This window comes from Mesorhizobium sp. SARCC-RB16n (assembly GCF_008520305.1).
Classification (GTDB): domain Bacteria; phylum Pseudomonadota; class Alphaproteobacteria; order Rhizobiales; family Rhizobiaceae; genus Mesorhizobium.
In genome coordinates this window covers 264,514-275,550 of sequence record NZ_ML703263.1, presented here as the reverse complement: position 1 = coordinate 275,550, position 11,037 = coordinate 264,514, and the positions used below count along the sequence as shown (strand labels likewise).

Here is an 11,037-nt window from a genome sequence, read left to right as displayed (position 1 = left end):
CACCTTGCCGGTGGCGTCGACCGTCAGCGTGAAGACATTGGTCTGCACTCCGCTGATGGTCACATAGCCATCGACTTCGCCCGCCCCATTGGCCACCAGATGCACTGTCTGGCCGGTGAGCGAGTCGACCAGGGTGGTCGTGGAATTGTTGATGGTCAGCGAGTAGGCGGTCGAGCCGGACTGTCCGTCCGCGCCCGGCGTCACCGCGAAGTTGGCCGCGAAGTTGCCGGACGAGACGTTGCCGCCGCCGCCGCCGACCGAGCCGATCACCGGAATGAAGCTCTCGTCGACGCTCAGCGTCGGCGCTGCCGTACCGCTAAGCGTTATCGAAGGAACATCGTCCAGGATATTGATTGAGATGGTCGACGTGGACGTGTTGCCAAGGCCGTCGGTCACCGTGAACGTGAACACGTCCTGCCCGGGCTGCATGTTGGCGCCGTCGTTGCCCGCCGGAACATTCGCCTCCGGCGAAGTCAGCGTATAGGTGTAGCTGCCATCCGCGTTTACGTGCAGGATGCCGTACGTGCCACTGATGTTCGTGCCGACATTGCCGCTGACGTCGCTGCCGACATTGCCTGATGCAACGCCGGTCACCGTCGCTCCGTCTGGATCCGAGAATGTCAACGTGCCAGACTTGGTCTCCGAGCCGTCGCCCGCATGCGAGCCGTCAACCGTCCCGGGGCCTAGGTCGCCGGCCGGCGGCGTCGTGTCGAGGCCCGCCTCGTTCACCGTCGCGATCTCTGCCACCACACGCGGCTGGCTGCCGGTCACTTCGATCGTCAGCGTCGCCGGCGAGGTGTCGCCGTCGCCGTCCGTGATCGTGTAGTTGAAAACGTCATTGCCCGTCGGCGTATTCGGGGTGGCCTGATAGCTGTAGTCGCCATTGGCGAAGACCGTCAGCACGCCATGCGCGCCGGTTACTGTCGTCACGCCGTTGCTCGTTACCGAACCCGTCCAGGCGATCGATGCAATCCCGTCCGCTCCAGCGGTGTCCGCCGCGCCGGTGCCATGAGCGCTTGTGCCGGTCTCGACATTGCCTGTCACCGTCTCGCCGGACTGCGCCGCGTCGGTGTCGGCCTTCGCCGTCGGCACGTCGTCGATGACATTGATCACCAGGTTGCCGGAGGCAGGCTGGTTATCCAAGTCGGTCACAACGACCGCGAAGCTGGGTGCCGCTTCGGTATTGGCTCCATCGCCACCCGTAGCGCTGGGGTAGTCTGCAGTCAGCGTGTAGCTGTAATGGATCGTACCGGCGCCGGTCGCGCCGGTGTACTCGTACCAGGCGCTCACAGTGCCGCCCGTGGTGGGGTCCGTGAACGTCGTCGGATTACCCGAATCGCTCGACAGCGGATGGCCGCCCAACGACACCGAGTTCACCCCATCCTGCGAGGTGAAGCCGATCGTGCCGCTCACCGCGTTCGAGCCGTCATGCAGCGTACCGCTCGCCAGTCCCGCCTCGTATACGATCGCACCATCAGCACCCGCGGCCGGGATATCGCCCAACTTCGGCGGCTCATTGCCGATATTGATCGTCAGCGTGGTGCTCGACTGATCGCCATCGCCGTCCGTCAGCGTGTAGTGGAATACATCGTTCACGCCGCCCGGTGTGTTCGCCGCGCGGTCATAGGTATAATGGCCGTCCGAATAGAGCGTCAGCGTGCCGTACTGGCCCGCGATCGTGGTGCCGGTGACAGCGGACGTCACGTCCTGCGCCGCGCCCGTGCCAAATGCCGAGGTCACGCTGGCGCCGTCCGCGCCCTTCACATCCGCGCTCGTGGACGGATCGGTCTCGCCAGCCCCGGTCATCACGTTGCCCGAGATCTCCGCATGGCTGCCCGCCGCGACGCTGTTGGCGTCCGCGTTCGCCGTCGGCACGTCGTCCACGATCTGGACCGACAGCGTGCCGGGAGCCGAAGTGTCGCCGTCGGTGTCCGTGACCGTCAAGGTAATATTGTCGTAGATCGAATCGGTGCCTGCGCCGGGATGCGCCTGGCTGTGGACTAGCGTGTAAGTGTAGCTCACCTGGCCGGTGCTGGCGTCGTAGCCGACGATCGTCAGCGTGTTGCCGAGAGCCGTCGTGATGTCGATCGGCGTCGACGCGCTGTTGGCAAGGGCGGCGCCCGAAATCACCTGGCCGGCGATGGTCAGCGATCCGATACCATCGGGGGAGGAGATCGTGAAAGTGCCGGTATTGATCTCGGACTGGTCCGTGTTGGGAGCGGGATCCTGCGCCTCGCCCGAGCCTTCCGACCCCGAAGTTGCCGGCAGGCCCTTCTCAGAGACAATAGTGTCGCCGCCGTCGACCGCAGGCGTCAGGTCGAGGATCGACGGCGTGTGGTTCGGTGCCAATCCCGGGAACAGCTCACGATGATCGGGCTGGCCAAATTGCAGGTCCGTCGGTGGCAGCAATGCCGAAAGGCCGAAGCCGTCGCCGATCCCGCCGGGAGGCTGTTCGAAATTGCCGCCGGCGCTCGAGGTCGAGCCTCCCGGGCCCGCCGAGATGGAACCGTCCGTGCCAAAAGCCACATCGACATGGCTCGCTTCCAGCGCCGCGATCAAGGCCACGCGCGGCACTTCGACTTCGCCTAAAATGAAGGTCGGCACATTCAGGGCACCGTCCTTGATGACGATGACCGAGCCGTCCGCCTGCTCGAGCACGAGGTTGTGACCGTCGACCTTGATGTTGTCGATCGAGACATTGGCGGGAAGTCTGACGACGTTGCTTGCGTCGGCGACGTATTCGTGTGGCGCATTTGCCGCTGGCGGAGCAGCCGCTGGCGCGCCACCGCCGACATCGACCGGCACAGGCTCGGCCGAGGCCGGTGCTGTTTGGGACGGTGCCGCCGCTTGCTCGGCCGGCGCGGCTTGCGCCACCACCTGGATCGGCGCTGTCAGGTCGTGGTGATCGTTGGAAACGGAATGCTCGTCCCACGAGTTCGAAACGTTGTCCAATTCAATACTGGTCGCCATAGCTTAAACCCCTCCGGCATTTCCGAGAAAGAGACAGGCGGCGGCTTGACTTTGCAACGGTCCGTCAATCTATTCTATATATTTGGATATGCCTTCGATGACTTTTTTTACGCTTGGTAAACTGTGATCATATAATCTGTTATATCTTTCTTGGAGTGCGCGGTGCTTCGCGGTTGGCAATGCGAAAAACTTGGTAAATAGAAGTATAAATACATCTAAAATTTTACTCAAAGTAGCAAAGAGAATTTGCGGGAAACTTATCCACCTTCATTTCCAGTAATTTGAGACAAGATTGGTAGCGTCCACAGTCAAAGGTGCGCGCCATGAAAAAACAAAAGAATGCTTCGGGGAAGAGCAAACTCAAGCTGCTTCTGCTGGCAGTGGGGATAGCCGGCGCGACGCAGCCGGCGCTTGCCGGGCCTGGCGTCAGGGATGACCTGCCCGAAACAGCACTGCTTGCGACGGTCCAGGTGCCGCCTGGTCTCGGCGGCGTTTCGCTGCAGAGGTACCAGCCTTGGCAGCCGGTCGCGCCCTACCGGATCAGCCTTGTCCTGAACGGCTACAGTCCCGTTTCCGCGCAGAATGGGTCCAGCGCCTCGATGGCGCAAGGAGGCATCGACCCGATGCGGACAGCATCGATTATCCCGGGCGTGTTCGGGTCGGTTGCGCTGTCAATGCACAATTTTCCCGTTTCGGCGCGCTGGGCACCGGTCTACCAGGCCATAATCGATTGCACCGCGGGCAGTCCCTGCGACCACGAGAGCCCGGCCTTCGCGGCCATGGTCTCGGCTGCCCAAGGCAAGGGGTTTGTCGAAAAACTGTCCTACATCAACAGCGGCATCAACCACCTGATCGCCTACAAGAAGGATAGCGTCGTTTACGGCAAGCTCGACTACTGGGCGAAGCCTTCGGAAGTCCTCGCCAATCATGCCGGCGACTGCGAGGACTTCGCCATCCTCAAGATGACGGCGTTGCTGAGGGCTGGCATTCCGGCAAGCAGCATGTCGCTCGTCGTTCTCCGGGACCGCAAGCGAGGCTTCTTCCACGCCGTGCTTTCGGTGAGTACTGCAAGCGGCGCTTACATTCTCGACAGTCTCAACAATACGGTGCTCAAGGACAGCGCGCTTCCGGACTATCAGCCACTGTACTCGTTCAGCACCGACCGGGCATGGATCCACGGGTCCAAACCGGGAGCCGCGCAGATGGCCGACGTCAAGGGCGGTTTCGAAACCGTCGCGCCTGGCGAAGGCGCGCAGATGGAAGTCAAATAGAGACAAGGCGCGGTCGCTTTTTGTCTGGCCGGATGCCAAAGCGATTCAGGAAAAGTGCATAGGGCTTTCCGCCGGGAATTGGGTCGAGACAAAGAGATAGAACCGCGAAAGGACGAGCGGCTCTAGCCGTTGAAGACAAAAGCCATCAGCAATTCCAGGTCCAGCACCGGCGCCCGCACCACGTTCAACTGGCCCCGGTAGCGACGCTCGCCGGCACCGATCACAAACCCGCTCGCAACGGCAACGTCGCCGTTGGTGTCGAGGCGCGCGAATATATCCGCCACGTTGAGATCCAATGCCAGCTTAAGGTCCTGCCGCGTGTCTCCGTCGAATGCTGTCGGCAACTGCCGTTTGACCAGTTGCTGGAACGGCGCATTGAACGTCACGATCTTCTTCGTCGATGCCAGGGCAAAAGCCGGCGACGGACAGGCAAGCAGAATGGCGTTTACCGTCCTGATCGACGCAAGCCTGCGCAAATTCAGGTTCTCGTGCCCCAACGCGCGTATGCAGGCCACCCGAATTGCCGAGGTCAGGTTTCCTTTCTCCGCGTGACTTTCAGCGATCTCGTCGACCAGCATGCCGATGGTGCATTTCCGGCTCTCGGCCATCTGCTTCAGCGAAAGCCAGAAAGCCCGTTCCAGACGGATGCCGCGCCTTATGCCGCCGCGTGCCACGACGCGGAACTCGAGCTCGAAATCTTCTGTCGGGAGCGGCAGAAGCAAACGGTCCTTCGGGACCGGGGGAGAGATGGCGCTACCGCTCACTCATTGCCTCCTGACGCGCCTTGTTGATCGGCTTCAGCAGGTAGCTCAGGATCGTCTTGCGTCCGGTCTTGATATCCACCGAACAGATCATCCCGGGGATGATCGAATATGCCTTTCCGTCTCGCTCCAGTGTCGATTTCTCGGTTGAAACACGCACCTGATAATAGGGCTCGCCCGTCTTCTGATCGACCAGGCTGTCCGCAGTTATGTTGGAGACCTTGCCTTCGATGCCGCCAAAGATCGAGAAGTCGTAAGCCGTGACTTTTATCAAGGCATCCTGATCGGGGCGGATAAAGGCGACATCGCGGGGCGAAACACGCGCTTCCACCAGCAATGTCTCGGAAGTGGGGACGATGCCGGCTACGACGGTACCCGGCTGGACGAAGGCGCCGACGGTGTTCAGCTCCATCGTGTTGACGATACCATCCACCGGAGAGCGGATATCCGTTCGCGCGACCTTGTCGGTCGCGCCGCGAATGGTTTCGTCCACCACTGAAAGATCGGCCAAGGCCTGCGTCAGGTCATCGAGCGCTTCCTGCTTCAACTGCAGCCCGAGTTCCTCGACCTGGAGCTGCGCCTCGGTGATCGCGGACTTGGCCTTCTTCATGGTCTCGCCGGCCAGGTTCAATTGGCCGTTGAGTTCGGTCTGCTGCTGCTCGACCTTGAGCTGCTCGGTCCTTGCCATCAGACCTTTCTTGACCATCGCCTCGACCAGCGTCGCCTGCTGGTCGCTCACAGCCAGGTTTTTCGTCAGGCGGTCGAGATTGGCGTTCGCCTCGTCGAGTTCCTTTTCGCGCTGGTCGAGGCGCGACTTGAGCACCGACAGCTTGTTGTCGAAGTTTTCGCGCCGGGCAACGAGGAGGTTTTGCTCGTTGTCGCAGATTTCCGGCGCCACCGACTGAATGTCCTGCGGGCACGGAAATGATCCGGTGATGTTGCCGCTCTGTTCGTATTTAAGCCTGGCGATACGTGTTTGCAGCGCCCGCGCCTTGGCCTGCTGTTCGCCGAGGCTGGACGTGTTCAATGTGTTGTCGAGACGAATGATGAGGTCGTTCTTCCTGACGACCTGCCCCACCTTTACAGCGATTTCCTGAACGACACCCGGTTCACTGGCTTGGATGACCTGCGTCTTGGAGGCCGGTATGACCTTGCCGTCGCCACGCGCGATCTCGTCGACTTCGGCGAACGATGCCCAAGCGACAAAAGCGACGAAGAGCGCCGCTATGATGAATATGGACGCCGTCGCGAAAAGCGGCGGTCGGTCTTCCCTGGCAAGCATTTCCAACGCCTCATTATTATATCGGTTTCAGCCCGATATAATTGTTCATTCAGGAATTCGTTCTCTGCAGCGCCTGAATGACTTGTTCTTTTGGTCCATCGGCAACTATCTTCCCTTGTTCGATAACAATAAGGCGATCCGCCAATTCGAGCATGCTGAAGCGATGTGTCGAGACGATCAGTGTCGTGTTGTGATCAAAAGCTGTCTTGAGTTGCTTGATCAGCTGTCGTTCCGAAGCCAGGTCCATCGAGCCCGACGGTTCATCCAGAAAGACGATCTTCGGCTTGGTCAAAAGCAGCCGGGCAATCGCCACTGTCTGTCTCTGCCCGCCGGAAAGATTGGTGCCCCGCTCGCCGACATTCATATCGTAGCCGCGTGGATGGCGAGAGACGAACTCGTCGACGCCGGCGGCTTTTGCGGCTTCGATGATCTGTTCGTCGGTCGCCTCCGGAGACGCCATGAGCAGGTTCTCCTTCACGGTGCCCGAAAACAGATCGCCAGCTTGCGCGACGATTCCGACGGCGGCGCGCACCTCAGACGGGTGATACTGGCGGATGTCGATGCCATCCAGCAGCAGCTCGCCGGAGCTCGGCAGGAAAAGCCTGCCGATCAGACGGCCCATCGTCGTCTTGCCTGACCCAATGCGGCCAATGATGCCGATGCGCTCCCCCGGCTTCACCGAAAGGTTCAGGCCGGACAGAACCTCATTTTCCGATCCAGGGTAGACGAAGCCGACATTCTTGAACGTCATCGCCCCATTGCGGATCGGGCGATTGACAAAGCCCACCGTGTCCGGCCGGTCCTCTGGTTGGGCCATGATGGAGTTCACCATTCTCAAGGAGAGCATGGCCTGGCGAAATCTCGACAAGGTGATCGCGATCTGGCCGAGCGGAGCCACGGCCCGGCTCGCCAGCATCACCGTTCCGATAATGGCTCCTGTCGAAACATGCCCTTCCGAAAAGGCATAGGCCCCGGCCACGACCAAGGCGACCGTCACAAGCTGCTGGATGGCCTGGGTGATGTTGCCGGCCGCCGCCGAAAGCTGTTTGATCTTCTCGGAGGTGTTGGCTGCATTCTTCGAATGCTCGCCCCACTTCCTCAGCAAATAGGCTTCGGCGCGCAGCGACTTGATTGTTTCCAGCGTTGAGATGGACTCGACCAGCAAGGCCTGACGCTGGGATGCTTCGTTCATCGAGGCGGCGACCCGTTTGCCGATGCGGCGTTGCGTGACGAGGCCGACGACTACCGACGCCACGAATGCCAGGGCCGGTATGATGACCAGCCAGTCGCCGATCGCGTAGATGACGAGCAGGAAGATGAAGACGAAGGCGGTGTCGATGAAGACGCTGATGGTGTTGGAGGTGAAAAACTCCCTGACGAACTCATATTGAGTGACGCGGTTGGCATATTCGCCGGTCGAGCCCGGGCGCGCGGACAAGGATGAATTCAGCACCTTCTCGAACAGCAGATACGATATTCGCAGGTCCGCCTTGCGTCCGGCATAGTCGATGAGCGAGGCCCGGGCCGTCTTCAGCAGCAGGTCGAAGAGAATGACGGCGCCGATTCCGATTGCCAGCACCCAGAGCGTCGATATCGCCTTGTTCGGCAATATTCGGTCATAGACGTTCATGGTGAAGATCGGCGAGGCGATGGCCAGCAGATTGATGAAGATCGCCGACAGCATGACCTTCGAATAGGTGCGCCAAAAAGCGCCCATCGTTCCCGTCAGCCAATGGCGCCGTTCGATCTGCTGCGCCGACCCGACCTTCATGCCTTCGGTGGCGTTGGCATAGGTGATCGAGAAGGATACGCCGCCACTGATGTAACTTGCGGCCAGCTCGGATTTGCCGACGGTCGTGCGCCCGTCTTCCTGCGGTGCAGTGAGATACCCTTCGCCGTCGATTTCCGCCAGCAGGGCAATCGGCAACTGGCTGACGCGGAAGAGAATTGCCGGAAGATCGACGCGACCGCGCAAGAAGTCGCGATGGTTGAATTCGTGGGTCTCGAGACCGATGCGTTCGGCAAGATGCCGGATCTCGGTGACCTCGATGCGCGTGTCCGAAATCGGCACCCCGGCAAACAGGACGGTCTCCGCGCTCGGCCTGCCGAGATAAGCGGCGACCGCCGAAAAGCAGGCCTTGAACGCCTCCTTGGGTGATAGAATATGTGGCTGCTGATTCACGACCCGCCCGCCAGGCCCTCAACGCCCCTTACACCGGCTCACTTTTTCCTGACCGGGGCAAGGATGTCGAAGGGTATATCGTTCGTCTGTTCCGACGGCGTCCGCGCATAGGTCTCGGTGTCCGGGATCTGCGGAACCGCGAATTCTTCTTTGGCGTAGGCCGCGGCCTGCTTTGGCGGATGGATGTCCATCGTTTTCAGCAACTGCCCGGTCGCTGCCAGGAGCCGATACTGGGCAAAGAGGGATGCGTATGACGCGGTGTCCGCCAGCGTCGCTGTGTTGAACCGCGTATTCTGCGCATCCAGCACATCGAGCAGCGAGCGCTGTCCGACCTTGAACTGCTCGCGATAAGAGGCAACCAGCTTCTCGTTGGTGGCGGCTTGCAGCTTCAGGGTCTTTGCCAGATCGGCTTGCCGGAAGCGGCGATCCCACGACGTGCGAACTGCTTCTTCGATCTCCCGCAGAACCTGATGCAGCCCAAGCCGCTGCTCGCTGGCGCGGCGGATTTGCTCCTGTTCATTCGCTTTGTCGATGCCGCCCCGGTACAGGTTCCAACGCAGCACCAGCCGCGCTTGCAGATCAGACGTGTCTCCATTGTCGCCGTCAATGTCATATCCGGCCCGGGCAGTGCCTTCGGCGACGATCGAAGGGCCGTATTTCGCCCGAGCGGCGTCAACCAGCGAGCTAGCAGCGGCAATATCGCTATTGGCCATGTGAACGCGTGGATTGTTCTCTCGCGCAATGCCCAGCGCGTCATCCAGGGACCTTGGTAGCGCAGAGGAAACATCGCCTGGCCTCGAAGCGTTGGTCAGAGGTTTCCCGACGGTCTTGAAGAAGCGTATCCTCGAGGCCTCGAGCTCCTCGGAGGCCTCCTGCATGCGGGCCTTGGCCGCAAACAAGCGCTCCTCGGCCTGTTGCCGGTCGGCTTCGTTCAACCCGCCGCCTGCTATGCCTTCCTTGATGTCATGGAGAATCGCTTGATGAAAGCCCAGATTCTTCTTTGCCTCTGCCACGATCGAGGCCTGAAGCATGTATTCCAGGTAATCCTGGACAACCGACAGCCCGATAAACTCGGATCGTTCCAGCACGCGGAATGAAGCGCCATCGACTCGCGAGGCTTGACGGTTGAGTTCGGCTCGCCTTGCGCCGCTATCATAAAGCGTCTGCGAAACCGTCAGATCGGTCTCCGCGGGATAAAGTGCATCGTGCTCGATGGAAAGTGCGCGGCGGGTGGAGTTGTCCAGGCGGCGAGCGCCAGTGGATGCCTCCAGGTCGACACTTGGGAGATAGAGCCCTTTTGCCTGCCGCAGCTCGAACTCGATTGCCTCACGGTTTTCTATGGCCTGGCCGATTTCCGGGTTGGATTCAACCGCAACCGCCATGGCCTCCTTGAGTGTCAGTGCATGCGCGCCCCAGCAGCTCAGCATGGTAGCCGTCATCAAGAGACCAACGCCCATGACCTTGGTCGACAGACCTGTCGTCTTCATTTTCCCACCCACGTTTCCCCTGCGCTTTTTAAGAGCGCCCCAGCCGAGCGTGCGCCTGACTTTGTTCGCTATCTTGCAAATTAACGTGGACGTTTCATTATTAAGCTGTAACTAAACCACAGATTTTAGGCAGAAGGCCGAAAAATGTAGCAAAAATAGCACACATTTAGGACGCTGATGGGATCAAGTGCTGGTATGGAAACTTGAAGCATCGGGACAAGATATGGAGGGGCCAACTACAACTTGCTCTGACAGCGTGCTGACGGCCAGCCATGTCTGCGAATAAGATTGCTCGCACGCAATAAGGGCACTCTTGACAGCTCAGGTGCAGCAGGGGTCGGTCTGCGTGGCTGGCGAGATTGCCAAGGCACGCCCGAGCGTGACACTTCTTGGTCAGGTCCAGGCTTTAGCGTCAGTGCATCGCATGCATCTGCGGGTTGGCGCGGCGTTTCGAAGAGAGCCGATTCAGTACGTGGTTCAGTCTCAAATGAAGTCTGCGCTTGGCTGGGGCGCCAGGATTCGAACCTGGGAATGTCGGTACCAAAAACCGATGCCTTACCACTTGGCGACGCCCCAATAGCCGTCAGAGTCGCTTGTGCGGCGCGTTATTAGCAGAGCAGCCGAAAAGCACAATGCTTATGAGCGATCGCTAGCACGCTCAGCTGACCAGCAGTGCGGTTGCCGCCAGATGACCCACAAACCGACTATTGGGACCATACAGCCAGCTCGTTACCGGCTGGGTCGACGAAGTGGAAGCGTCGGCCGCCGGGGAATGGGAATATCGGCTTGACGATAGTTCCGCCGGCGCTTTCGACCGCGCGAAGGGTTTGTTCCAGATTCTCACCGTAAAGCACGGGCAGCGGCTTGGCCGGCGCTTCCTCCGCATCGGCCTGAAAACCTCCGTCCAGCCCCTCGGTAAAGGCCGAATAGGTTGGTCCATAATCGGTGAACGACCAGCCAAAGGCAGCGCTGTAGAAGCCTTTCAGGCGGTCCAGCGTGCCGCCGGTCGCCGGCATTTCCAGATAGTCCAGTTTTCCAGGCTGTTTCATGATGCACCTCTTTGTTCCCTTTATGTTCTAGATGT

At 60.3% G+C, this 11,037-nt stretch carries 7 protein-coding genes and 1 tRNA gene; 1 reads left to right on the top strand and 7 read right to left on the bottom strand.

Going from position 1 to position 11,037, the window contains the following annotated elements; all coding sequences use genetic code 11:
- Nucleotides 1–2,970: beta strand repeat-containing protein (locus C7I87_RS09895; protein WP_210250625.1), on the bottom strand; the 2,970-nt coding region annotated here is incomplete at its 3' end.
- Nucleotides 2,971–3,293: 323 nt separating this feature from the next.
- On the opposite strand from C7I87_RS09895, the gene C7I87_RS09890 reads away from it, so the two are divergent.
- The gene (locus C7I87_RS09890; RefSeq protein WP_149904020.1) at nucleotides 3,294–4,241 is read left to right on the top strand and encodes a transglutaminase-like cysteine peptidase; all 948 of its coding nucleotides are present in this window, start codon (nucleotides 3,294–3,296) and stop codon (nucleotides 4,239–4,241) included.
- A gap of 122 nt (nucleotides 4,242–4,363) precedes the next feature.
- Here the strand turns inward: C7I87_RS09890 and C7I87_RS09885 are convergent, their stop codons facing one another.
- The 6 genes from C7I87_RS09885 to C7I87_RS09860 all read right to left on the bottom strand — a co-directional run bounded on the left by C7I87_RS09885 (nucleotide 4,364) and on the right by C7I87_RS09860 (nucleotide 11,002).
- Entirely contained in the window at nucleotides 4,364–5,005 is a 642-nt protein-coding gene (locus C7I87_RS09885; RefSeq protein WP_149904019.1) for a ribbon-helix-helix domain-containing protein, read from the bottom strand.
- On the bottom strand, nucleotides 4,995–6,284 hold the full coding sequence (locus C7I87_RS09880; RefSeq protein WP_149904018.1) for an HlyD family type I secretion periplasmic adaptor subunit: 1,290 nt from the start codon (nucleotides 6,282–6,284) through the stop codon (nucleotides 4,995–4,997). The genes C7I87_RS09885 and C7I87_RS09880 overlap by 11 nt, the downstream gene beginning before the upstream one ends.
- Nucleotides 6,285–6,333: 49 nt before the next feature.
- Entirely contained in the window at nucleotides 6,334–8,466 is a 2,133-nt protein-coding gene (locus C7I87_RS09875; RefSeq protein WP_149904017.1) for a type I secretion system permease/ATPase, read from the bottom strand.
- 38 nt (nucleotides 8,467–8,504) lie between these two features.
- Complete coding sequence (locus tag C7I87_RS09870; protein ID WP_149904016.1) at nucleotides 8,505–9,953, bottom strand: TolC family protein; 1,449 nt, start codon at nucleotides 9,951–9,953, stop codon at nucleotides 8,505–8,507.
- 501 nt (nucleotides 9,954–10,454) lie between these two features.
- Nucleotides 10,455–10,529, bottom strand: a tRNA-Gln gene (locus C7I87_RS09865).
- Between the two features lie 128 nt (nucleotides 10,530–10,657).
- Entirely contained in the window at nucleotides 10,658–11,002 is a 345-nt protein-coding gene (locus C7I87_RS09860; RefSeq protein ID WP_149904015.1) for a VOC family protein, read from the bottom strand.
- Nucleotides 11,003–11,037: the final 35 nt, after the last annotated feature.

Bases quoted from the DNA above. Each gene is read 5' to 3' on its own strand.
- C7I87_RS09890 (WP_149904020.1), top strand. From the start codon at position 3,294: ATGAAAAAACAAAAGAATGCTTCGGGGAAGAGCAAACTCAAGCTGCTT.
- C7I87_RS09880 (WP_149904018.1), bottom strand. From the start codon at position 6,284: ATGCTTGCCAGGGAAGACCGACCGCCGCTTTTCGCGACGGCGTCCATA.
- C7I87_RS09870 (WP_149904016.1), bottom strand. From the start codon at position 9,953: ATGAAGACGACAGGTCTGTCGACCAAGGTCATGGGCGTTGGTCTCTTG.
- C7I87_RS09860 (WP_149904015.1), bottom strand. From the start codon at position 11,002: ATGAAACAGCCTGGAAAACTGGACTATCTGGAAATGCCGGCGACCGGC.